15 protein-coding genes and 1 pseudogene are annotated in these 25,017 nt (G+C 61.1%); 6 read left to right on the top strand and 10 right to left on the bottom strand.

Going from position 1 to position 25,017, the window contains the following annotated elements; genetic code table 11:
• Nucleotides 1–27: 27 nt before the first annotated feature.
• Entirely contained in the window at nt 28–1,143 is a 1,116-nt protein-coding gene (locus HDG34_RS20030) for a beta-propeller fold lactonase family protein (RefSeq protein ID WP_221309203.1), read from the top strand.
• A gap of 160 nt (nt 1,144–1,303) precedes the next feature.
• Here the strand turns inward: HDG34_RS20030 and HDG34_RS39310 are convergent, their stop codons facing one another.
• Together HDG34_RS39310 and HDG34_RS20025 are read right to left on the bottom strand one after the other, a co-directional pair.
• Nucleotides 1,304–1,435 (bottom strand): hypothetical protein, encoded by a 132-nt coding sequence (locus HDG34_RS39310; protein ID WP_260321254.1) that lies wholly within the window; start codon nt 1,433–1,435, stop codon nt 1,304–1,306.
• A 62-nt stretch (nt 1,436–1,497) separates the two neighbouring features.
• Entirely contained in the window at nt 1,498–2,517 is a 1,020-nt protein-coding gene (locus HDG34_RS20025; protein ID WP_184061849.1) for a phytanoyl-CoA dioxygenase family protein, read from the bottom strand.
• 1,263 nt (nt 2,518–3,780) lie between these two features.
• Here HDG34_RS20025 and HDG34_RS20020 point away from each other — a divergent pair.
• The 5 genes from HDG34_RS20020 to HDG34_RS20000 all read left to right on the top strand — a co-directional run bounded on the left by HDG34_RS20020 (nt 3,781) and on the right by HDG34_RS20000 (nt 12,597).
• Nucleotides 3,781–5,073 (top strand): ATP citrate lyase citrate-binding domain-containing protein, encoded by a 1,293-nt coding sequence (locus HDG34_RS20020; RefSeq protein WP_184061848.1) that lies wholly within the window; start codon nt 3,781–3,783, stop codon nt 5,071–5,073.
• A gap of 40 nt (nt 5,074–5,113) precedes the next feature.
• Nucleotides 5,114–7,822 carry a CoA-binding protein gene (locus HDG34_RS20015; RefSeq protein ID WP_184061847.1) on the top strand — a complete coding sequence of 903 codons (2,709 nt, stop codon included), beginning with the start codon at nt 5,114–5,116 and terminating at the stop codon, nt 7,820–7,822.
• A gap of 142 nt (nt 7,823–7,964) precedes the next feature.
• On the top strand, nt 7,965–9,290 hold the full coding sequence (locus HDG34_RS20010; protein WP_311734819.1) for a 2-hydroxycarboxylate transporter family protein: 1,326 nt from the start codon (nt 7,965–7,967) through the stop codon (nt 9,288–9,290).
• A 90-nt stretch (nt 9,291–9,380) separates the two neighbouring features.
• On the top strand, nt 9,381–11,246 hold the full coding sequence (locus tag HDG34_RS20005) for an ATP-binding protein (RefSeq protein WP_184061846.1): 1,866 nt from the start codon (nt 9,381–9,383) through the stop codon (nt 11,244–11,246).
• A complete protein-coding gene (locus tag HDG34_RS20000) occupies nt 11,236–12,597 on the top strand; it encodes a sigma-54 dependent transcriptional regulator (protein WP_184061845.1) in 1,362 nt (453 codons plus the stop codon). Before HDG34_RS20005 ends, HDG34_RS20000 begins: the two co-directional genes overlap by 11 nt.
• 153 nt (nt 12,598–12,750) lie before the next feature.
• Here the strand turns inward: HDG34_RS20000 and HDG34_RS19995 are convergent, their stop codons facing one another.
• The 8 genes and pseudogenes from HDG34_RS19995 to HDG34_RS19965 form a co-directional block, all read right to left on the bottom strand.
• Nucleotides 12,751–13,155, bottom strand: coding sequence for a hypothetical protein (locus HDG34_RS19995; protein WP_260321252.1), 405 nt, complete (start codon nt 13,153–13,155; stop codon nt 12,751–12,753).
• A 135-nt stretch (nt 13,156–13,290) separates the two neighbouring features.
• Nucleotides 13,291–13,956, bottom strand: a complete 666-nt coding sequence (locus tag HDG34_RS19990; RefSeq protein ID WP_184061843.1) for a DUF799 domain-containing protein — start codon at nt 13,954–13,956, stop codon at nt 13,291–13,293.
• A 10-nt stretch (nt 13,957–13,966) separates the two neighbouring features.
• A complete protein-coding gene (locus tag HDG34_RS19985) occupies nt 13,967–14,320 on the bottom strand; it encodes a DUF4810 domain-containing protein (RefSeq protein ID WP_184061995.1) in 354 nt (117 codons plus the stop codon).
• Nucleotides 14,321–14,403: 83 nt separating this feature from the next.
• On the bottom strand, nt 14,404–15,084 hold the full coding sequence (locus HDG34_RS19980) for a CsgG/HfaB family protein (protein WP_184061842.1): 681 nt from the start codon (nt 15,082–15,084) through the stop codon (nt 14,404–14,406).
• Nucleotides 15,085–15,141: 57 nt separating this feature from the next.
• Entirely contained in the window at nt 15,142–16,899 is a 1,758-nt protein-coding gene (locus HDG34_RS19975) for a ShlB/FhaC/HecB family hemolysin secretion/activation protein (protein WP_184061841.1), read from the bottom strand.
• 114 nt (nt 16,900–17,013) lie between these two features.
• Nucleotides 17,014–17,652, bottom strand: a complete 639-nt coding sequence (locus HDG34_RS19970; protein WP_184061840.1) for a hypothetical protein — start codon at nt 17,650–17,652, stop codon at nt 17,014–17,016.
• Nucleotides 17,642–18,349, bottom strand: a complete 708-nt coding sequence (locus HDG34_RS40185; protein ID WP_409259471.1) for an HNH/endonuclease VII fold putative polymorphic toxin — start codon at nt 18,347–18,349, stop codon at nt 17,642–17,644. Before HDG34_RS40185 ends, HDG34_RS19970 begins: the two co-directional genes overlap by 11 nt.
• A 465-nt stretch (nt 18,350–18,814) precedes the next feature.
• A pseudogene (locus HDG34_RS19965) lies at nt 18,815–25,017 on the bottom strand (hemagglutinin repeat-containing protein); the annotation flags it as partial.

Raw genomic sequence — 25,017 nt, 5'->3', positions numbered from 1 at the left:
GCCGCCATATCAACCCGGAGTACAACGATGCTGGAGACACGGATTTTCCCCCGACCACCACGCCGTTCCCTCGCGCTGGCCTGCGCGCTCGTGCTGGCCGCGAGCGCCGCGCATGCCGCGGCCGCGCCGCTCGCCTACGTGACGAGCGAGAAGGCCGGCGTCGGCGTGATAGATCTCGACCAGATGACGCTCACGCAGACCTTTCCGGTCGGCGCCGGTGGCCCGCGCGGCCTGAGCCTGAACGCCGACGGCACGCGTCTGCTGGTCGCCAACAAGAACACGAACGATCTCGCGGTGATCGACACCGCCACGGGCAAGGTCGTCCAGCGCGTGAAGATCGGCAAAAACCCTGAATATGTGCGGGTGCGCAACGGCTACGCATACGTGACCTACGAGCCCGGCGAGGACGGCGGGCCGCCGGGAGCCAAACCCGACGCGAAGGGGGACAATAAGCCCGCAGCGAACGCGGGCAACAAGCCCGGCGCGGACGACGACGACGCGAACAAGCCGCCCGCCGAAATCGCGATCATCGATATGAAAAACTGGCACGTGATCCGTTCGGTCACGAGCGGCCACGAAACCGAAGGCATCGAATTCTCGCGCGACGGCCAGATGATGCTGGTCACCAACGAAGGCGACGATACGGTGTCGATCTATCACACACGAACCGGCGCGCCGATCCGAACCGTGAAGCTCGCGGCGGGCGGCCGGCCGCGCGGCATCCGGCTGTCGCCTGACGGCAAGCATTATGTTGTCACGCTGGAGTCGCTCAGCAAGTTCGTCGTGATCGACGCGCACACGTTTGAGGTAGTCAAGACCGTCGACACCAAACTCGGGCCCTATGGCGTCGCGTTCGGTCCCAACGGTCAGCGGCTCTTCGTGGCCGCCGCGCGCGACAGGGTGGTGCAGGTGTTCGACGGCCACACGTACGAACATGTCGCCGATGTGCCGGTCGGCCAGCGCTGCTGGCATTTCAGCTTCACGCCGGACGGCTCGAAGCTGATGGTCGCTTGTGGTCGCTCCGACGCGGTTTACGTGCTCGACGCGAAGAGCTATCAGCCGCTCAAGCAGATCGGTGAGCTGCCGCTCGCGTGGGGCATCGTCACGTATCCGCACAGCGACGGCTCGATCGAATCGCATTGAGCGAGGCGGGCGAATGAGCTGTTATCGGGTCTTGCCATACCAGTACGTTCGCGCGCAGCACCGCCGCCGCGAGCTGTTCGCGGGTGAGGATCATTGCGCGTCTCCAAAAACGAAACAGCCCCGTCGAAGCGGGGCTGTGTTGATGAAACAGGCGGGGAAATCAGGAAGTGCGACGCGTCGCGAGTGCCCGGTCGATGAACCAGAAGGTCACCGTCCCGCTAAAAATTTCCATGTCACTTGACGTCCAGATGAGATCCGTCGCATCCGCAAGCGATGCAACGAGCTCGTTCAAGAAGAAGGACTCCCTAAGTCAGCAACCTATATAAGAGAGCAGGCGAGCCGCCGCGCAACCGACTACCTTTTGATGAGCCGCCTGACGGCGAGTCGGACAGACTGCGGGAGCCTGGAAAAAGCCCCGCGGGAGAGGCGATACAAAACATATCTCGTCATCACGCGGATAATCTTCTTGTCGAGGGGCAAGGAGTTCAGCGTGGTTTTTGGAAAGACCTCATAGTCGGACGGTTGCCCAAAGCCCAAAAACATCGAGATCTGGTCATTCAACCGGGTGATGAATTCGGTGTTGACGATAATCGGCTCGGACCTTTGGATTTCGCTGTCTACCTGGAGGAAGACGCTTTTCCTGACGAAATTCTTGTTGTTGACGGGCCTCGCTCTGTGTATGCCGTATGTGTTGTAGATCAGCAAGGAGCCACTGGGCATCTTGAAGCTCCTGATCGCGGACTCGTAGTTCGCTTCGATAAACTCGTCGGTATAGTCGCTATATGCCTTTTCGCCCGACCAAAGGTGAGAGCCTTCGATATATTGAAACTCGCCATCCTCGACATCCGAGACATAAAAAATAAAAATGATTCCCGGAATATGAGCGAATGCTTTGTCAGTCTTGTTGTCGGTGTGCCACTGCATATGGTGTCCACCATATGTTTCATAATAACGCAGCGCTTTCAGCCGGAATTCGTTGCCCAGATATCGCTCGCAGATTTTGAGCACTAACGACGAGGTGGCAAAGTTGTAGAAGGTCTTCGAAACTGCGAGAAGATTGGTCAGGTAGTACTGTTTCTCGGAGTAGACGCCGCTGATGGAGTTTTCATTCAGCCCAAGTCTCGTTTGTGTCGCGTCGCGCTCGATGGTTTTCAGCGTGTATTGCGATATCGCCGAGGGGAAGGCGTAATATCCATTTACATTTAGATCGCTGACGATCTGATCGATGTCGACAGAGAGAAACTCACTGCAAAATAATGCTGCTTCATTTTTCTTGTCACCGGCCCGGACACGACGTGAGCTTGCCGGTGTCTCGTCGACGCTGATTTCAAGGCTGCAGCCCGAATCGTCAATATTGAGGGGCGCGCTTGCCATTGCTTTCTCCCGTGGTCTTTTCGACCTCTCACTGCCCGTTTGTCGAATCGAAATGGACAAATGGATGTTAGTTGCAGGGACGTCGTCGAAATCGCGGAGTCGGAAGACGACAAGATTTTGGCCAGCCGAGACCCGAGGCTGCGCCAGTTAGCGAAAAGATCACGAGCCGTGATCTCTGATCGTCTCCCGTTTGTGTGACGAGAACCGTGCCTGGCGCCGCGAAGCCGAAACCGGAGCTGCGGCAGCTGAAGAGGCACCGGCGCGCGCAATCGCATCCCCAAGCTTGCCGAATGGCAGTTTGGGGTCGAGTTTAAGCATTCAGCGAGGCCACGGTGGCAGCCGTTCGAAGTCGTCGCGCGGTGAATGGCCGATCTGGAGCGATGGGCGGATGCGTTAGCGTCGATCGACGAACGTCGGCAAAGGCCGAAACGCAGCGTTCGACTCTGCGAAATGAATGGCCGTTTGCTGAGCGGAGCCGACTTTCGAATGTCCCAGCTATGGTGCGGGCGAATGACGCTTCATGGCCGAACGCGGCCGACGGCGAACGCACCAGATCGACCCACTGCCGCCGCTGAACACCGGCGGGACTCGGCGGCAGCTTTCAAGTCCGACAACGGCCACTTGTCCTGCCGCATCGGACGGCAATAAACCGGCCTTCGCGGGCATTGGAGTCCGCTCGCATCCTGGTCAGTCGCGCAGTCGATTTATTTGCTGATTTTGGGAATGGCCTGACGGTATCTTCGGCAAGAAGCACTGGTCACCGCGGACAGCTGGGAAATGCGCGCTGGCGACCGCGTCCCCGATGCCCGAAATTGACGTCAATTTTTCCACGCTCGGCTTTCTACGGCGGCTGAAGTCTCAGCCTGCACGGCCGGCGGATTCTGACTTTCGAGAATCGGTTCGTCTGCCAGTCATTTTCAGGTCAATGAAATCCATATAAATCAATAAGATACGCGACCTCCACGTCAGGCGATCGATGGCACGGGCCTTGCGTTGTTTAACGCATAGAGCATTCAACGCCATTAAAGCAGTCCACATAGGACTCACCTGCGGAGACGACATCCATGATTCGATTTATCCCCCCGCGCTCACGCGCGCGGCGCTACTAAGCCGCAACTCGACTTTTCCCACTCTGCCCTGGTCACCGACTGCCTCCCGCGGACGGCGCGACAGATGCGTCCGTCGATTGTTCGTCACTGTATCCGGCACGCCCGACGATGCCACCCCGCAGTCCATTCAGAAAGCAACCCACAAGGAGACGATATGCAAGTCACTGGTATGTTGTACGGCTCAAGACTGTTGAAATTCGGTGGTTTTCCCACTGCCGAAGTTCTCGGCCCTGACGCAAGCGAAGAGCAGATCAAAGCCCTGATCGATCGTCATGGCTCGGTATTCGTGAAGCCGATGTTCAAGGGTGGGATAGGCAAAAAGGGCAAGGCGGGACTCATCGGGCGAGCGAGCGACCTGAAAACCGCACTGAAGGAGAAGGAGCGCCTGTATTTCACCGAACATCGGCATGGAAATCAGACCGCCAAGGCTAATGGCGTGACCTTCGAAGGCGCAGTGCCGGCGCAGCACGAAGTGTATTTCTCGATCACTGATTCGACGCGCTTCAGGGCGCCCACGATGACACTCACGCATCACGGCGGCGTCGACATCGAAGAACTTGATCCGAGCATGATCGTGCACGTGCCGTTCGATCCGCTCACCGGACTGAAGGCGTTCGTCGTCGCGAACGCGCTGTCGCGCCTGAACGCGCCTAAGGAAATCATCTCGCCGCTGGTGCAACACCTGCCGAAACTGTGGGAGCTCTATCACAACTTCGGTATGACGACGCTCGAGCTGAACCCGATTCGCATGCAGCCCGGTCGCGATGGCCGGCTGACGCCAGTCGCATGCGATTTCAAATGCGGCTTTGATCGCGACGACGTTCGCTGGCAGCGGCTCGACATACCCGCGCACGTGTTCTCGGTCGACTATTCCGATTTCGAATCAGAGATCAACCAGTTGCGGACCTACCAGGGTCAAAGCGACGTCTACGTGATCAACGAAGGCGGCACGATCCTCGCGCCGACTTTTGGCGGCGGGGCCAACTCGCTGGTGTCGGAGATTCTGGGCGACGACGCGATCATTTCCTCGGACTTCGGTGGGAATCCTCCCTACGAAAAGATGAAGGAAGTGGCTCGCATCTGTTTCAAGCACTGGCTGAAACAGACCAACGTGCTGTTCATCATCGGCGGGAAGTCTAACAACACCGATATCTTCGAGACGCTGCGCGCAATGGCCGATGCGTTGCGCGAGCATTTCAGCAAGAACGGACCGACGCCGCTTTACGTGGTGATCGGGCGCGGCGGCCCTAATCTTGTACGCGGCATGGGCGCAATGCGTGACACCTGCGATGCGCTCGGCCTGCCCTACAGCATTTTTGGGTTCGATTCGGATATCAGCGAAGTCATCCAGTACGCGAAGGCGGCGGACGCGTGGATGAAAGCAGGCGGCCGCGAGCTGGTCACCGCGACGCTCAACAGTGCGCAAGGCGCGCCCGCCCAAGCCTGAGCCGTCATGACTCGAGCATAAATCAATCTGGAGGAAGACCATGTACAGGCAAGGTGCAGGAGATTTCAAATACTACGTCGGCATCAGTTCGCTCGCGCAGGCTGCCTGCCGCGAGGACCGCGTGTGCGTGCTGAACATACTCGGGGGCGAGTCGCGGCAAGTCACGCCGGTGGGCCACGCGTATTCGGGAGGTAACGTCGTTTTCGGCACGTCGCCCGGACGCCGCGGACAGGTGCTGGAGACTTCGCTTGGCAATATCCCCGTGTACAACAGCGTGCTGGAAGGGCTGCAGGACGGCCATCATTTCAACTGCGGCGTGATCTATTTGCCGCCATCCGCCGCGCGCGACGGTGTGGCCGAACTGATTCGCGTTAATCCAGAACTGAAGAAGATCTTCATCGTCACGGAGAAATTGTCCGTGCACGATTCGCGCGAAATACGTGCGATGGGACAGCAAAACGGCATTGACATCTTCGGCGGCAATAGCCTCGGTATTGCCGATGCGTGGAACCGCGTGCGCATCGGCGGCGCACTCGGCGGCGATAACCCTGACGAGGCACTCAGGAAAGGCTCGATCGCGATCTTCTCAAACTCGGGAAACTTCACGACAACGATCGCGACATACCTGCGAATGGCCGGCTGGGGAACGACTACGCTGATGTCGAGTGGGAAGGACGTTTATATCCATTTCGCGGCGCCGGAGTTCGCGTTCGCGCTCGCCAATGACGCGCGCAGCAAGGCGGCCGTGCTGTACTCGGAGCCGGGCGGATACTACGAACTCGAAGCGAATTTCAGCAAGCCGGTGGTCGCCTGCGTGGTCGGCCGCTGGAAGCAGAAACTGACGCGCGCGGTCGGCCATGCGGGAGCATTGGCCGGCGGCAACGACGACGCTGCATCAAAAGAGCGCTGGTTCATGGAGAAGTTTGGCGTCGATCGACCGTTCACACCGGACGATCCGGTGTGCAGCGCAAAAGGCGCGCTCGTAACCAATATCGCCCACATTCCGGCGGCTCTGACGGCGGTGATGCATGAAAACGGCGCGCGGCCCGACTTCGCGCCAGAAGGCAGTCTCGCGCTCAAGCCATGGTTTCGCTCGTCAATAGGAATTGCATTGCCGCCCGAGCTCGACCTGCCGGTTGTCACAGCGTTGCCGCCGTATGACGCACAGATCGCCGCGCTAAACCAACAGGTCGGCATCGTGTTGCCCCGCCAGAATATGAAGGACGCTTCGGGCGCATCGCAGATGGACCCGGACACGCAGGTGACAAGTCTGCACGGCGTGCCGGTGCTACAGGCCGCGCAGTATTCGCTCGAGGGCAACCTTTGCCTCGCGCTGTTGCACGAACCGGGGGGCACAAACGACGCGAAACTCGTCAGTGTTGCGGTCGGTGCCGAACTCAACCTGCATGGCGATACGACGCTCGCGGCGGCGCAGGCCGCTCGTGACGCGGGCAATGCGCCAAACAGCGTACTCGCGGCGGCGGCGAGCATTGTCGGCCCGGGTCGCGCCGACGGCGCGCGCCGGGCCGCGCGAGCGTTGGTCGAACTCGGCACCACGGCTGCCTTGCGGGACGCGCTCGACGAGGGGCTCGAGTTGTCGTTGCGGCAGTCCGACGATGCCGAGACGCGAGCCTTGCTCACGTGTGAGGTGCCTGACGAAAAGGCCCAGGCGATGCTCGCTGGCCTGACGGATAGAGAGGCGAAGTCCGCGTTCATCCGCTATTTACAGGGCCTCGACGGACACCCGAGCGCCGATGCCGTGCTGGCTGCAATCACCACGACGCTCGCGTGGGGGCCGTTGATGCGCAAACGCGTATCGCGGATGACCGTCGAAAACCTGCCATGGTGGATGCGCCTGTTCGGAACGCTGATCGGCGCGTCGGTCGACGCCGGACAACATGAAGCGGGACGCTTCTGCGGTATCGCGATGGACGAGGTGCTAGGACAGCGCTCGCTGACCGATGTTGCGTGCGCTGCGTTGATTGGGGGCAAGCCGGATGAAGCTGAGCTGTTTGGATTTCAGACACTCGTGGGCCTGCTGCTCACGAACGGACCGGGCGCGATTTCCGCGCAGGGCGCGAAGGGCGCGGTATCGGCGGACGGTCCCGAAACGCCGGAACGAGTCCAACTCAACAAAGCGATGGTCGGCTTTCTCACCCACGCGGGCTACGCGCATGGCGGCAATGGCTTCGAGGGGGTGGCGTTCCTGCTTGAGCGTTTCAAGGAGGTCGCGATGACCGATCCCGGTGATCCGGCGCACGGTCTCGACCTGAAAGCGATGGCTGCCGGATTCGCACGTGCATATGGCGAGGAGCGGACACAACGCAAGGAGGTCGGCGCACAGCAAGCCACGGCACTGCCCTGCATCAACCATCCGGTGTTCAAGGGCAAGCCCATCAACGTCGATCCCCGTGAGGCGTTCGTGCGTCAACGCTTCGAGGCTCGGGGCGAGTACAACGTCTTCCACGACTACTACCGTGCGCTGGTGCAGGCGTTGTACGACGAAAACGTGACGCGCAACGTGTTCGCGGTCAACGTGGATGCAGTGATTGCCTCGGTGTTGCTGAAGATGCTGTGGGCGCGCCATCGGGCTGGCGAGTTCTCCAGTCAGGCGCTGGAGACCGCGGCCTTTACCGTGTTCCTGTATGGCCGGATGATCGGCTGCGCTGCGGAGGTTGACGACCACTTGAATCGCGGTCGCAACCTGGACACTCGCACACCTCAGGCAAACGTGCGATTCGTCGCGTGAGAGCCAAAAGCTGTATTACGATCGACTGATCAGTCCGAAGACCGGGCCGCATTCGACTGATTTATCGGAATGCAGCACCGGGCTTCAAACGCCGAGGAGACACGTCGTGCCAGTCACTCCACACACATCACAGCCGGTACCGGTGCCGGCGCCGCAACCCGAAATCAAGCCCCGATTCTGGCCTGAGGGCTGGTGGAAACTGATGGAATACCGGATCGGCATTATTCCGCTGCCGGTCTACGTTATCCTGCTCGCGCTGATCGCGGGTTTCGCGATCACCGGAAAGGTGCCCGGCGAGATATCAATGGCGATCGCCGTATTGGCCTTCTTCGGTTTCACCTGCGCGGAGATCGGCAAGCGCCTGCCGATCGTGCGCAATATCGGCGCGGCCGCGATCTTTGCGACCTTTATACCTTCCGCGCTGACCTACTACCACCTATTGCCCAAGCCAATCCTCACGCTTACCACGGATTTCACGAAATCGACCAACTTCCTGTACCTGTTTATTGCGTCGATCATCGTGGGCAGCATTCTGAGCATGGACCGGCGTGTGCTGATTCAAGGCTTCATCAAGATCTTCGTTCCGCTCGGGCTCGGCTCGGTCGCGGCGGGCATCGTCGGGACGCTGGTCGGCACGGCACTCGGGCTCGGCGCGCGCCATACGTTGTTCTATGTCGTGGTACCCATCATGGCGGGCGGCATCGGCGAAGGCGCGATACCTTTGTCGATCGGCTATTCAGAAATCCTTCATCTGCCGCAGGGCGAATTGTTCGCCCTGGTGCTGCCGCCCGTGATGCTTGGCAGTCTCACCGCGATCATCTTCGCGGGCGCGCTCGATATGGTCGGCAAACGCTTTCCGCATCTCACGGGTCAGGGGCGTTTGCAAGCCGGCGAGGTGGACCAGATGAACCCGGTGGAGGAAGAAATTCGCGGGCACGTCGACGTCTCCCACATCGCGGCGGCTGGAATCACTGCCATTACGCTGTACCTGCTGGGGCTGATGTGTCGCAACATGTTCGGGCTGCCCGCGCCGGTGGCCATGCTGTTTCTCGCGGTGCTGGTCAAGCTCGCGCGGGCGGTATCGCCGCCATTACAGGAAGGCGCGTTCGTCGTATATAAGTTTTTCTCGACGGCCGTGACCTATCCGCTGCTGTTCGCGATCGGCGTGGCGATGACGCCGTGGGACAAACTGATGGCTGCGTTCACGCTGGCGAACATCGTCACGATCGTCGCGACGGTGGCCACACTGATGGGGACCGGCTTCCTGGTCGGGCGCATGTTGAAGATGTACCCTATCGACACAGCGATCGTGAACGCCTGTCACAGTGGGCAGGGCGGGACCGGCGACGTCGCCATCCTCACGGCGGCCAACCGCATGCAACTGATGCCGTTTGCGCAGATTGCCACCCGCATTGGCGGGGCGATTGTCGTCACGGTCACGCTGATCGTTCTAGCGCGCATGGGATGATGAGTTGCTATTGGCAAGCGTCGGGACGCCGTTCCCCACGTCGGGATCGGCAGTCATTCTGCAATTGAGCGCCGCGGGGCGACCTTGGGCATGAAAATAAGCGGTATTCCGTTGTGGGGATGGATGGCCGCCGCCGCGCTTTACGTCGGTGTGGCTGCCGCCGCGGTCGAGTTTGCGTGGGACCGTTCGATCGGTGCGCTTGTGGAGATCGGCGCACACCGGCTCGACCTGTATGCTGCCAGCCTCGGGAGCGAGTTCGGACGCTACGAGATGATGCCTTCGATCGTCGCCAGGCAGGAAAGCGTGCGCGCGTTGTTGAGTGCGATGCCCCACCCACCGGCCGGACTTCTACAGACGGTCAATACCTATCTTGACGCAGTGAATCGCGACGCCGGCAGCGTTGCCGTAGACGTGATCGACCAGCACGGTCTGGTCATCGCCGCGAGCAACTGGAATCGGCCAGAAAGCTTCGTCGGCACCAACGTGTCTTATCGGCCGTATTTCCAGGACGCGCTCGCACATGGATCGGGCCGGTTCTTCGGTATCGGCACGAACACCGGCATGCCTGGCCTCTATTTCGCGAGCGCGGTGCGAGAGGATGGCGGGCCGATCGGGGCCACGGCCGTCAAGGTCAGCGTAGACGCGCTTGAATCCGCGTGGAGAGTGCCGGGCGTCGCGGCGATGGTGATCGATAGTAACGGCGTGATTGTCATTTCCACGGTTCCGGCGTGGAAGTTCACGTCGCTTAGACCGATAACGGCACAGCAGCAACGCCAGATCCAGGCATCGCGGCAATATGCCGGCCGTAGCGTAGAAGCGCTGCCATACCGGCGTCTCGGTGACTGGGACACTTCGGCGTGGTTTGCACGCTTTCCCGACTGGAGTCGCCCAGGCCACGAGCGGCGATACCTGGCAATGTCGCGAACCGCGCCCCAGGCCGGCGATTCGATCATGATTCTGCTCGACGTGTCCAGCGCGCGGCGCCAGCAACAAATCGCGCTTGCGTTCGTCACGGGGGGCTTCCTCATCATCGGACTGTATTGCCTCTACGCGATCCAGCGCCGCCGCGCCATAGCGGAAAAACTCAGGGCACAGGACGCGCTGCGCAGCGCCAATGATCGGCTGGAGATCACGGTTCGCGAGCGCACGGCGGCACTGACGCAGGCCAATGAAAGGATGCGGGAGGAGATTGTCGAGCGCACACGCACCGAGCAGCTACTGCGGGATTCCCAGCAAGAGGTCGTGCATGCGGGCAAGCTCGCGGTGCTCGGACAAATGGCGGCCGGTCTGACGCATGAACTGAACCAGCCGCTCGTTGCCATCAAAACGCTCTGCGACAATGCACGGACGTTTTTCGAACGCAATCAGCCTGCGCCTGCCATCGGAAACCTCGAGCGAATTTCGCGGCTCGTCGACAGCATGGCGATACTCACAAGCGAACTTAAGACCTTCGCCCGCAAGCCTGAATTCGAACGTGTCGCGGTGTCACTGAATGAAGCGGTCGCGCATGCGGTGCTGATCTACGAAGCACGGATTCGCGATGAGCAGGTGCAACTCGATGTCCTGATCCCGGCCGGCACGACGATATGCGCAGAGCCGAGCCAGCTGCAGCAGGTGATCGTCAACCTGCTCGGCAATGCGCTGGATGCCGTCGCGGATCAGGATAAGCGCGTGATCGCCATCGAAGCTTCCAGAACCGAACGGCCGAGCCGTGTGCGGTTCACCGTCAGCGACAGTGGCGCGGGCATCGCGCCGGAGGTTCTGGCGCATCTATTCGAACCATTCGTGACGACGAAGCCGCGAGGCCGCGGCCTGGGTCTCGGGCTCGCGATTACCTCGCGTCTTGTGGACGGCTTTGGGGCGCGAATCTCCGCTGCAAACCGACCCAACGGCGGCGCACAATTCACGATTGAATTCTCCGTGGCGACGGAGCAGGAGGCAGCCAATGGGCGATGAGATCAGCGTTGTTGTGGTCGAAGACGATGAGAACGTGCGTCTCGGCGTCGAGCAGGCGGTTGCTTTGGCTGGCTTTCCAGTGCGGGCGTATGAGTCGGCGGCCGCGGCGCTGGCGGAGGTCGCACCGGGTGCACCGGTGGTGATCGTGTCCGATGTACGGATGCCGGGCATCGACGGTCTGAAATTGCTCGAACGTGTCCTTGCGATCGATCCACAGATCCCTGTTGTACTGATCAGCGGGCACGCGGACATCGCGACAGCGGTGGGGGCGATGCGAACGGGCGCCTATGATTTCATCGAGAAGCCTTTTTCGTCGGACCACATCGTGAGTCGTGTGACACGCGCAGTCGAGAAGCGCCGTCTAACGCTCGAAGTGCAGGGTTTGCGCGCGGCATTGCACAACTGGCAGGGAATAGAGGCGCTTGTGCTCGGCAAGTCACCCGCGATCGTCGAGGTTCGACGGAAAATCCTGCGGCTGGCGGATACCTCAGTGTCGGTGCTGATTACCGGCGAAACGGGCACGGGCAAGGAACTGATCGCCCGTGGACTGCACGATTTCAGTGGGCGCCGCGATCATCATTTCGTTGCGCTCAACTGTGGCGGCTTACCGGAGCAGCTATTCGAGAGTGAGCTATTCGGTCATGAGGCCGGTGCGTTCACGGGTGCAATCAAGAACCGCATCGGCAAGATCGAATGGGCCACCGGCGGCACGCTCTTTCTGGACGAGATCGAAACCATGCCGATCGCATTGCAGATCAAGATGCTGCGGGTATTGCAGGAACGCCAGATTGAGCGACTGGGCTCGAACGAGGCGATAGCTGTCGATTGCCGGATCGTGGCGGCATCGAAGGCAGATCTCGTCGAACTTGCGACAGACGGACGTTTCCGCGCTGACCTGCTGTATCGGTTGAACGTCGCGCTGATCGATTTACCCCCTCTGCGCGAACGTCGAGAAGACATACCGCTGCTATTCGAGCACTTCGTACTCGCTGCCGCACTTCGTTTTGGGCTGTCGGCTCCGATTGTGTCTGCATCCCAGGTCTCGGAGCTAATGACGCATCAGTGGCCGGGCAATGTGCGGGAATTACAGAACGTCGCGGATCGCTTTGTCCTTGGGCTCGATGGCGACCGCCTGCTGCCGGCCGGCGGGCAGCGGATTAAAACCGGAACGCTTGCGGAGCAACTTGCCCATTTCGAACATATGCTGATCGCGGATATGCTGCGGCGGCACAACGGGAATATCGCCGAGGCCAGCGCTGAACTGGGAATGCCGAAAAAGACGCTCTATCACAAGGTGCGTCAACTGAAGTTTCCGGGCGGAGACGAGCAAAGCGAAGGACTCGACGCTTGAGGGAGCGCCCCGATCATGCAGCGCTCAATATCGCGAATCGTGGCTGCTTCCTGGGTGGAACGGACGTGTGAATGTCCGAGTAACGACGCGAACGAATGACGGTTGATGGCCGCACTGAGACCGACGATCTGACGTCGTCTGTCTGACCAAGTCCTATTTTCTACGCAGCGACTGACTACCTGGCAACGGCGATGTCGCAGCCGAATGGACAAACCGGCACAGCCGGTCGCACGATTCGATATAACGATATTTCGGCACACTGCCAAGCACCTCGTCGTAACGCGACGCGACCTGTCCGACAGTGACGGTATGTTCCGTCGACACCTGCCAGCAATGCCCCTGTGCGGCAGCGGAGATGCTGCTGTCCAGCACGGTCCCCGCTTCGCGAAAAAGCGCGACGTCTGCTTCCGGGCAAGCGGTTCCGAGCATGAAGTACGTCATATAGAGCATCCGCAGCAGACTCACCATCGTCTCTGCCGTCCCGTGCCCGGATCGAAAGACTGCCAGAGCAAGATGGCCTTCCAGAGAAAGATCGCTCAAGAAAGCCACACGCACCATAAAGCCCTCGATTGAAGAGATCCTGCATAGAGACCGGCAGCTTTTGCGTCAGGAATACAAATGCGGTGCCGTCGACAACCCAGTACCGTACGAGCCATCTGCCGCCACAGCCAGTCCCTGCTGATCGAGGATTGTTCAATCAGTGCCGTATTGAGGTGACCGTGGCCCGTAAAGCAGCCCGTTCGGCGGCCCGGCATGCAGAAGCCGATAGCTCGTCACTCCGGCAATATCGTGCCCCCTGTCCGTCAGCGAATTCGCAACCTGCTTGATCGCTGCCATGACCAGCATGCCGATCAGGCCACCGCCAGCATTGTTGTTGCCCTCATTGCTGTTGGCGCTCGCACTACCCTGCCATAGCACGTCACCGGTCTTGAGATCGACCAGCCTGGCGGACGCCGTTACTACTGTTGCACTGTCGACGATGTGGTACACGGAGCCGTACTGTGTGATCTTCGAATACAGCGCGGCGTCAGCACCGAAGATCTCCCGAAGCTTCGCGGGGGAGGTTGCCTGAATATCGGCCGGGACGGTCAGGCCGTTCTGGCGGAATGTCTCATCCATCACCGCCACTGGCACCACGTAGTAACCCGATTCGGCGAGTGGCATCGTCATCTGCGAAAGCATGCTGTTCGTCGCCTGCACGTCGGTCGTGTCGTTTTCGGGCGGTAGAACGAGGATTGAGTGCGGCCGGCTGTTCCTGAAAGCGGTGTAATCGGCATGCTTGACGGGTTGCGCACACGCGGACAGCAGTGCAACAGTCGATAGCGCAAACCAGAGTTTGAAGGAAAGGATCTTGGACATGGCGGCTCGCTCAGGGCTGTTTCGGTTTCTTCATCAGGAAGTCCATGTAGGTCGAGGACTCCGGAAACAGCTGCTTCTCGGACTCGAACTCCTGCATGGCCTGGGTGTCGTTCCCGACACTCGCGTACAGCATGCCCAGTTGCGCATGAAATCCCGGGGGCGGCATGTGCCCCTTGCCGCTGATGTCCTGGAGGGCCTTTTCCAGCGCATCGATCTGCTCCTGCGGAGCCTTTTCTCCCTTGAGATAGTCGTACACGGCTGGCTGGTAGCCGGTCCACTGGTAAAGCGGCTGGGGGCGGTTCGCCGCGCATCCCGTGAGGAGCATGGCTGTCGCCATTACTGGCAGACAGATTCCCCGCATCATGCGGCTATGTTTCATCGTGAATCGCGTCATTATGTTTATTGCAGCTACGGTTGAAAGTGGATGGACGCAATGGCCCGGCGCACTTACTGTGCGGCCTTGAGCGTGCCTGCATCGACCTGCTCGACCAGGTGATTGACGGCCTCCTGGATCGCCAGATCGAGCACCTTGCCGTTCAGTGTCGAGTCGTAGCCGGCGGTTCCGCCAAAGCCGATGACTTCACGGTTCGAAAGGCTGAACTCGCCCGCTCCCTGGCTCGACGCCACGACTTCCGATGTCGTCGTGTCGACGACGTTCAGGCTGACCTTTGCGTAGGCCACCTGACTCTTGCCACGGCCGAGGATGCCAAATAGCTGCCGGTCGCCAACCTCCTTGCGACCGAACTCCGTTACGTCCCCGGTGATGACGAAGCGCGCCCCCTTGATCGATTGTGCTTTTTTGAGGAAGCCTGCTTCCTGGCGGATTTCGTCGAGGTTGTCGCGATCGAGCACATTGAAGCGCCCAGTCTGCTGGAGCGCCGTAATCAGGATGGTTTTGGACTGACCACCGAGACGGTCAACGCCGTCCGAGAAGATGCCGCGCATATAGCTCGACCGGTTGTCGAACTTGCCGACTGAAATGCCGATGGGTTGGCCCACTGCTGGCTTCTGCGCACTGGCGACGGGGGGCACCGGCAGCGAGCGCGACGACTCGGTTGCACATCCGCCCAGCGCCACCACAACGGCAACAGCAACGGCTCCAAGCCCATTCGTTTTCGATAACTTCATTTTGTTTTCCTCTTTGTTGAAACGCCGAAAACCCGGATAGCGTCGGCGGGGTGAATTTCAGAATTGAGCGGTCAACTGGAAACCGAGCGTCACGCGCGCAGTGGGAAAATCTGACGGCTTGTAGATCGGCGTCCCGGCGAACAGGTCATAGGCGAGCGCGCCAGCCTTTGCTGATGCACTACCGCGCACACCGATCACCGCACCTGCCAGCTGTGTACCGGCGAGATATGCAGCGTTCGGTCCGAATACGTGCCCGTAGTCGATGCCTGCGTAAAGTGACTGTCCGGTCGATCCAACCGGTAGCTGCAAGTCGTTGCGCCAGAAGAAACCGCGTTCGGCCGCGAGCATCGTTTCGCCGTCGAAGCCGCGCACCGTGTAGCGGCTGCCGATGGTCAGGTCATCGATGTAGTTCAGCGTGTTGTTCGTGAACTGCCCATGCACGCTCGTCACGTAACGCAATGGCTGGCTTGCTATCCTGAACGGCATTGACAGGTTCGCGTCGAGGATGGCCATGCGGAAGCGGTAAGTCGGGCCATTCTCGTAGAAGTCTGGTGTCGCCCCGAGTCCGCCCACACCCTGACGGTACCCGAGGCTGCCGTCGAACTGCGAGCTGCCGAAGTAGTGGCGATCGGTAAGGCTGGCCTCGATGAACGTGTTGTTGCGCCGCTGCTGCGGGATGTCGGTGTCTTCAATGAAGCTTTCACCGAAGCGCTTCGTCAGGCGGAACTGCGCGCCAAGTACGTTGTTCTGGCTGCGCATCAATACCCGCTGAAGTTTGAAATCGACGGTCTGCGAGTTGCCGCTCGACACGAACGTCTGGTTGGCGCCCGCAATCTGCTGGTAGTACGTGTTCGTATAGGCCGATAGCGTGCCGGTCCAGTAGCCCCACGGAACCGAATAGAAGCCGTTCCAGCCGTGCGAACCGAGACCTTTGTCACCGAATTGGAGGTCCTGACTCACACCGACGTTGAAAATGTCGTTCAGCCCGAGCGGATTGTCGATGCCAAGGCTCAGGTTGCCTTGCAGCTTGCCGGTCGCCCGCGTGCCTGAGTTGTCCACCGAGGCGACTACCGTCCAGGGCTTCGCGCGCTTTACCGTCACGACCACATCGCTTTCGCCCGGTACGTCGGTAGGCTCGATTTTCATGTCCACGTCCTGACTGCTGACGCGCTTCATCTGTTCGAGTCCCTGTTCGAGGTCACGCAGGTTCAGCATGTCACCCTCGCGGGCCGGGAAGGCGGTTTTCCATGTGCCGCGCGTGGCGGGATCGGCAAAGCGGATCGTCCGCACGACACCCGGCACCAGTGCGAACTTCAGCACGCCGCTTGACAGGTCCTGCTCAGGCAGCAGTACGCGTGTGGTGATGTAGCCGCGACCGAGAATAGCCTGCTGCAATCCTTTCGTGAGCGTGTCGAGTCCTGCCTTGCCGATGCATTGCCCCCGGTAATGGTCGAGCCATTCGCGTGCGAACGCGAAGCGGGCGAGCGGCAACGCGGATGCACCCTGTTTGCGCACGGCATCAGGTAACGTGGCAGGCACGTCGAGCACGAACGAGTCAATGCGGAAGCACGGCGTTTCAGCCGGCAGATCAGGCCAGCCAGAGGCACGCTCAACCGTCGAACGCACGGATGGCGCGTTGACAGTCGCATCACGTTCCTGCGCATTGCGTTGCTGCTCGACCTGCTGGTTCTGTTCTGCGCTGGCGCGTGCCGCCGCTGCCTTGTCCTCTGGTGTGGGCGTCGGGGTTTGTTGCGCGAAGGCGAGCGATGCCAAAGCTGTGAGCGGCAAAGCCACCAGCCTCTTTCTAATCTTCATTGTTGTTTCAGAAATTTTTATTCGTCGATGCTGACAACATTGCTACTCAGCAGCAGCTCACAGTTTTTTGTGAATCAAGGGTCTGCTTTCATTCACGTCGAAATTCATTAAATGTCACGCCGCAATGCGCGCCAGTATCGGGGGACTCCCCACGGCTACAAGTCCAACTTGAGGATCATCGAAAAAACCCACTCGCTGGAATACGATACCGCCGTGATCTACGATGCTAGCAACTAGTCGGCTGTCTTCGTTCAATTGGCCTGACCATCCGAGTGAAAGCGGAAACCGAAAGTCACTGGGATTCGGCAGTGCGACGATGTAGGTACATGACCGTGGCGTCGTTGTCAGTGGCACAAGATGGATTACGGACGCTTCCAGTCGAACAGCACCAAAAAACTTTAGTTTCCCGTCATGTTCGACCATTGATTCGTAGCGCTCTGGTATCGCTTCGAAATCGATGCCCTGTACCTTGAGTGCATTAAACCGCTTCCGGTAGCGCACAATCCTCGTATCTGGTTGCCAAGCTGTGTCTCCAGTGAGCAACCATATTTCATAGCCTTTCAACCGCTCTAGGATCTGCGCGAATACGAAGTTCAGGACCTCCAGAAACGAGCTTGACGCGTGGTGTCTCTGCACCGTCCATTCGGTGGCTGAGAGAGAAAGATTGTCCGGGAATGCTGTACGCTGAAGTCGAACGACCTTGTCATCTGAAAATGCATCTGCGCTCGAAAGGACCGTAGTCTCAATAGTCATAGTGATTCCCTGCAGGGTCGTTGAAGTGAGGGCCTCGATTTTGTAAGTCGTTGTCACCATAATAGTGACCAGCAGCATCGTCGCGAATGATAACCGTCTGTGTTCCGCCACCGGGCGCCGGGACAGTAAACTCGTACTGATAGCCCGGCTGCGGGTCCCCACGCCTATCCGTGTTTGGATAAACAGCACTCGGTTGTTGGCTAACAGGGATGCCAGCGGCGCGCTTTGCTTCGTTGAAAGCCCCGCTACGCCCCGCACCGTCCGGCGTCAAATTAGGCGGCGCTCCCCCGGTTGCCTTGTCACCGCTGACCGACGTAATAACATAGTCAACCAGCCCCTTAGCCACATCTACAACTGGCGGGGTTTTGAAAATGTCGTCGATCACGCCCGATCCCGAAGGCGTCGTCGTGGGCGTACCCGCCTTGATCGTCGGATCAAGCTCGGTGGCGGGGTCGGCGATCACACCATCGCCCTTGCTGGCCGTTTCCCCCTTGAAGCCAGGCAGCTTGCCAAGTTCCACCAGCCACCCCGGCAATGCCGAACTCGCCGCAGGTACCGCAACGGAAAACTGGTTGTTCTCCCCTTCGATCTGTCCCGCGCCGGTCGCCGTCGCAGCGTTCACACCGGACGCCGTGGCGATGCCCGCCACCAGGCTCGTCACCAGATTCTCCCGCGCCTGGCGATCTTCCGCCGACATTCCGTCTGTCGGTGCCAGCAGACTACCAATCACCGAACTCGCCGACGCGCCCAACGCACCCGCGCCGCAGCTCTGGCTGCTGGCCGCCGCACCTGCACATCCCACGATCGCATGCAGCGCCGCGCGTGCCGTGTCACTGTCCAGGCTGTCCGCGATCTGCTTGACTTCAGCCGCGCCGAGTTGCTGGATATATGCAATCGTCGCGCTCTGCGCGAACTGGCCTGCGCTGCCCGTCACGTTGCCGCCCGCCGCCACCGTCAGCGCGGTCAGCACCTGCCGGTAGTTGCCGCCCGGCCCCCATTCGGCGGTGAGCTGGTCGGCCTGCTGCTGCGCCGCCGCGCGCTGTTCCGGCGTCAGGTTAGGATCGTTGGCCGCTGCCTTCGCGGCATCCGCTTCCTTCGCCCGGTTGTTCACGAACGTGCCAACCTGATTGATGAACTGGCTGGTGATATCGAAGCCAGCCTCGATCTTCTCCTTGTCGAAGATCGGCGCGACCGACCCCAGCGTATCCGACGTATCCCGGCTGATCCCCGCAACCGCTTCCTCAGCCGTTTGCCCGGTCAGCTGCTGCTGTTTCGCGCCATCGGTGACCGTGATGGTGCCGCCACTGATCGCGCTTTTCGTCGTCCCGCTCGCGTCACCCGACGCGCTCATGACAATCGGGGGCGCCATCGAAAGACCGCCACTCTTCGGCAACGTTGTGCCGGGCACCGGATTGGTGTTATCCGCCTTGCCGGCCTGGCTCTTGCCGATGTCGCCGCCATAGCCTCCGCTGATGCCAACCGACTGCGCACTGTATTCGGCCGTGTTCTCGATGTCGCTGTGCGTGAGCGTCGCCGTCGTCAGGCTATTGGCGCCGCTCTGAACGGCCGCATCGCTGCTGGCAATCACGGCACCCTTGAGATCCGTATTGCCCTTCACATCGATCTGGAAACCGCCGTCGCCTGCGCTGATGCCCGACTGTTCAGTCACGCTCGCATAGTCGCTGTTCATCTTCTGCTGGCTGATGTTGCCGGCCACGCTCGATGCGCCGTAGCAGAGCGGCGGCACGCACACGCTCACCGACACTCCGCCGCTCTGCTGCTTCGAATCGTAGGTGCTGGTGTCCTGAAGGCTCTCGATATTCAGGTTCCCGCCCACATTGGCAATCACCTGCTGGCCGTCAGCCACCGCGCCCTTCAGGTTCGTATCGCCACCCGATTGCAGCGTGAGCGTGTTGCCCGCGTTGACGTGTGTGTTGGTCCACGTCGTATCGCTGCCGTTACCGTTGCCCTTCGTACCCGAGACACCTGCCTGGAACGAGATGCCGTTCGATTTGCCGACGCCGAACGTCACGCCAATACTCGCGCTCGATCCGCTGTTCGTACTCTGCTGGCTATCGGTGTTCTGTGCGGCCTGAAGGTTGATGGCGCCTTCGGCATTGAGCGGCGCGTTATTGCCTGCGGTGAGGTTGCTGCCGGTGACACTAATGTTGCTATCGGCTCCTGCACCAGCGGCCGCGATATTCAGGTTGTGTCCTGCCGATATGGTGCTGCCCACCGCCGTAGTGGAAGATGCCGCCGAGTTGCTGTTGCTGTGGCTGGTGCCGAGCGACACATTGATACCCACGCCGCCGACCGCTGTCGGATCGCTCATGACGGCGTCATAGGCGTTCTTCGCTGCAAGCCCGGTCGTCGCAGCGGCGAGGGCATCGAGCCGCGCGTCGCCGTTCGTCTGCTTCACATCCTTGCGCATCTGGTTCGCGGTCTGCACCGCCGCAATGACCGGGTTGCTCACGCCCGCAGATATCGCCGTCTGTTTAAATGACTGCTGCTCGTTCTGCGTCGCGGTATCCTGCGCGGCATCGATCGTCACGGTCTTGCCCGCGAGATTCAGGTCGTTGCCTGCGTGCAGCGTACTGCCCGTCACTTGCAGGTCATTGCCGGACGTGACGGTGAGATTGCCGTTCAGCGAGCCGATCATACTGCCATTGTTCGCGACCTGCGTCGCCTGCTGGGCATCGGTGGTGGTGCGCGTGCCAATGGTGTAGCCCTGCAAGCCGCCGTCAAGCTGGTTCAGCGGATTCAGGCCCGACAGGAAACCGTATTCCCGCTTGCTATAGTCGCTCTGCGATTGCTGCGTGTCCTGCGATGCCGTGATGTTGACATTGCCGGCCGCGCCAAGCTTCACATCGTTTGTCCCGACCACGTTGCTACCCTGAATGGTCAGGTCACGCCCCGCCTGCACCGTCACGGCATCGCCCGACACGGTGCTCGCGACGCCGATATTGGCCTGCGTGGCCTGCATCGTGTCGGTAGTCGAACCGCTGACGATACTGCCGCGCTTCGACTGGACCGCCTGATAGCTGTCGTGTTCTTCGCGGGCCTCATTGAGCGTCACGTTACCGGTGGCCGCGATGGTCGCCGCACCTGTGCCGTTTTCCATGCCGTTCGTTACGCCCGCCGTGAGCGTCGAGCCGGTCAGCGTCACATTGCCCTTGCTGGCGTCCGTGCTGACTGCGCCAAGCGTCGCATTGCCGCCTGCGGTAAAGGTCGCGCCGACCGACCGCTCGTCGTACGTATGGTCAACCTCCTTGCGGGAGGGGCCGTCCGTTGCAACGTTGTTGAAAGTGGCGGTGTCCGTCACCGTGGTAGCCGTCAGGTTGCCGCCCGCCACCACCGCCATGTCGGCGCCCGCGGCAACGGTCGCGCCCCTGAGCGTCGTGTCGTTGCCGCTCTGCATCGCAAGACTGCCGCCTGCCGTGATTGCACCCGTCTCGTTGACCGTGCTGCTGGCCTCCCAATGGTGCTGCGCGTTCTGCATCCCCGACTGCGACGTTGTGGACTGCACCGCGTCAACCGTGATGTCATGTCCTGCCGTGATCTGCGCGTCACCGCCTGCGGTGATATTCGCGCCGTGCATGGTCAGGTCATTGCCCGCTGCAATCACCATGTCGCCGGTCGAGGCAATCGTGCCCTGTGCGCCAAGCAGGGTGGTGTTCATCCTGCTGTCGCTGGCCGCGTTGCTGACGCCCACCGTGTCGACCAGCGTCGTATTGATGATGTTGTTGCCCGCCAGCACCGCAACGCGGTTGCCGCTGATCGTCCCGGACGCATTGACCACATCGTTCGTCGCGGCCACGACCGTGGTGCCGTTCGTCCCGCTGCTGCCGATGGTGCCGCCACGGTTCAGGATATCGGTGGCGCTGACGACCGTCTGCGTACCGCCTTTGATCACGCCGCTGTTCGTGGCGCTGCCGGTCGCATGAATCTCGACGTCATCGGCGGAAATCAGCGCGCCGGTCGGTTGCAGGTCGTTCGCATGGGTCTGCGCGAGATAGACAACGGGCGCGAGGACCTGCTGCGTGCTGCCATCGGGCAGCGTGACGGTCTGACTGACCAGCCACACGATATCGCTGGTCAGTGCATCCATCTGCGCGGCCGTCAACGCGATACCGGGCTCAAGCCCGAACTGCTGCGCGACGTTCACGCCGTTCGTCATCAGCGCCTGATACTCGTCCAGATTGTTCGTATAGCCCTGGAGGTACACGCGGCCCGTCAGTTGGGTGATCTGGTCGCGGACAAGCTGTTCCTCATACATGCCGTCGCCCAGGCGCTTCTCGACGCTCTGCGGATTCAGCCCCAACTTGCCGAGCATGTAGTCGCTGGAAATGAAGCTGGTGTAGCTGGTCAGGCGAGGGTCGGTCACCACCAGATACGACGCGCCGGGCGCGGTCTGATACGTGTAAAGACCACTCTTTGGCAACGTGACGTTCAGCGCGCCGGTGCTGCTCGCGACCGTCTGCGGGGCCTTGACCTGCTGGCCCGTCAGCGCCTGATTCGCGCCGAGCGTGCCGCCCGTCGCGCCCGTGGCCGAATTCGTCGCTGCAACATTCGTATTGTTGATGTCGGTGCCGCTGATCTGGACCGCGTTATTCGCGATGATCGTGCCGCCCGTGCCACCGATCGCCACAGGCGTCAGTACGATTGACGGCTCCGTCACCGTCTGCCGGTCCTGGCTGGTGTCCACGTTCCACGCATAGGTGGAAACGATGTCCTGACGCTGATACTGGTACAGCGTCTGTCCGGTATTGTTCACCAGCGTGCCGCCGTAATTGCCGCTGCCGTTGGCAATCTCGCCGTCCTGCTGGCTGGCGCCGATCTGGATCGAGCCGCCCGCTGCGATCGCACTATAGCTGTTGTTGAGCGTACCGACGTTCGCCAGCGTCAGGTTGCCGCCCGCCAGCAGTTGCGCCTGCTGGGCCTGCGGACCGGTTACCTGGTCCTGCTGCGTGGTGGTCGTCGTGTCTCTCGCGACTTCGACGACCTGATAACCATTATGTCCACCGCTGAACGTCGGGTATTCGGTCGACGGCAGGTAGTTGATGTTCGGGTCGTAGTCGTCCCAGTAGTTGACGGTGACCGAACCGTCAGCGTTCTTCGTCAGTGTGTTGTACCAGATCGTCTGCTGCTGGCCGTTGACGTTGACGACCAGCACGTTGTCGGTCGCATTCGGCCCCGAGGTCTGCGACACGATCTGCGAGGCGCTGAACGTTGCGTCGAGCGGATTCCTGTAGCCATCGCTCCAGGTAGGATTGGAACAGGCCGGAATCGGACCACCGGTCGGACAGATGATGTACTTGCCGCGCTTGGTCTGGTGTTCAGTCTCAACATCGGTTGTCACTGTCTCAACCGTGGGCGCGGGCCGCGAGTTCGTCAGCGTCTGCGTCGCGACTTCGATATTGCCCTGCGCCTCGATGGTGGACTGGTCGTTGGTGACTGAATTACTACGGTTCGCGAGCAGACCGTTACCGTCGCGCGTCGCGTCGGCGGCGATGTTGATATCGCCCAGGCTGAACAGGTTCGCGCCGCCCGTGTTCGAGATATCGCCGGGCGAGTACAGGTTCAGTTGCGAAGCGGCGGCCATGATGGCAGCGGGGCCGGTGTTCACAATGGACTGGCTGGCGTTCGCCGTGACGGTATTGCCGATGAGGGTGGCGGTGTTGGTCAGAGTGGCGCTATTCGTCGTAACGGTGTCGCCCTCGATGCGGCCTTCATTGGTGATCGCGTTCGCCGCGTTGACGGTGGTGCTGGCCGAATTGAGGTCCGCGCCCGCCTGGTTGTCCACGTTCGCCGCATTAACCGTCAGCGCGTTGACCGCGCCGAGGGTCCCCTGGTTCGTGAAGCCGCCTGCCGTCGTGAAGCTCAGATCGTGATTCGCCTGGATCAGGTTGGCGGTGTCGAGCGTGTAGTCGCCATTGATGGTTACTGCGCCGTCACGGCCCGCCACGATGCGGCCGTCACCGGTCAGCTGGTTCGTCGTGACGCTCAGGTCCTGGTCGCTGCCGATTGCACCGCCCTGGTTCGTGAGCGTGCCTGCGGTAATGGCAACGCTGCCGCTGCTACCGGCATCGTTGCCGATCCTGCCCGAGGTGTTATCGAGCGTCGCGACGTTCAGCCCGAGCGCACCGTTGGCGTGGATCGAACCATTCTGGTTCACGACCGTCGCACCCGCCTGATCGAGCGTGAGGTTATTCGCGCCGGAAAGCGTGCCGCCGCTGTTATCGACCGACTGCACGACATTCAGCGTCAGGTCCTGACCCGATACGACCTGTGCGCCCTGAGTGTTGGACAGCGTCTGTGCGGCCAGCGTCACGTCGCCGTTGCCGCCGATGGTGCCCGCGCCTGCAACGCCGCCCGCGTTCGAGTTCGTGATGGTTGCCGCGTTGACGGTCGTCGAGCCCGTGCCGATATTGGCAATCCGGCCATCCGTATTGTCGAGCGATGCGCCCGACACCTGCAATGTTGTACCCGCGCCGTCCGATTCGATCTGGCCACCGGTATTGACGAGCGCGCCCGATGCCGAGGCCGATACGCTGCCGTTGCCCTGGATCAGACCCGCTGAATTGTCGAGCGTGCTGCCGGACTGCACGGTTGTCGCCCCGGATGCGGTGACCGTACCGCCCGCATTGTTGACGCTGCCTCCCGCGACGGACACGTCACCGTTGCCGCCGATCAGTCCGTTGCCGGTGTTCGTGAGTGCGCCGCTGGCGCTTACCGTCGTGGCTCCGGTGCCGCCGTTCGCAATCGTGCCGCCGTCGTTCGCGACGCTCTGCGCTGACACGTCGAGCACGTCGTTGGCCTGCACCGTGCCGCCCGCATTGTTCAGCGCGCCCGTGCCGGTTATCGATACGTCGCGTGCGCCGACATAGCCGCCTGCGCTGTTATCGAGCGAGGCCACCTGAAACGTCGCGGACGATTGCCCCGCCAGCGTCCCGCCCCGGTTCGATACCACGCCCCCGTGGACATCCAGCGAGCCATTCGTGGCGATGGTGCCCGCGTTGTTCGACAGCGAACCGGTGGCAATGGACAGGGTGCCGGTCCCGGAATCCGTAATTCTGCCGCCGTCGTTGATGAGCGCAGCGGGCGCGAGCGTGAGGCTGGAACTATTCGTCGCCAGCGATCCGTGCGTGTTGTCGAACGTACCGGATACATTGACGGTTGTCGGCCCGGTGCCGGTCTGCGTCAGCGTGCCGCCGTGGTTGGTGAGGTTCGCTGCCGCCAGAGATAGCTGCGTCGCGTTGAGCGTTGCCGCACTAGACATAATGGTCGCTGCTGAGTGAAGACCGCAGGGGCCCGTCTCGGGTATCGTGGGTTGCGCACCGAAGTGTGCCGAGCCACATACGCCTG

The sequence above is a fragment of the Paraburkholderia sp. HC6.4b genome (genome assembly GCF_014200875.1).
Taxonomy (GTDB): Bacteria; Pseudomonadota; Gammaproteobacteria; order Burkholderiales; family Burkholderiaceae; genus Paraburkholderia; species Paraburkholderia tuberum.
This window is presented reverse-complemented; position numbering and strand designations above follow the sequence as displayed.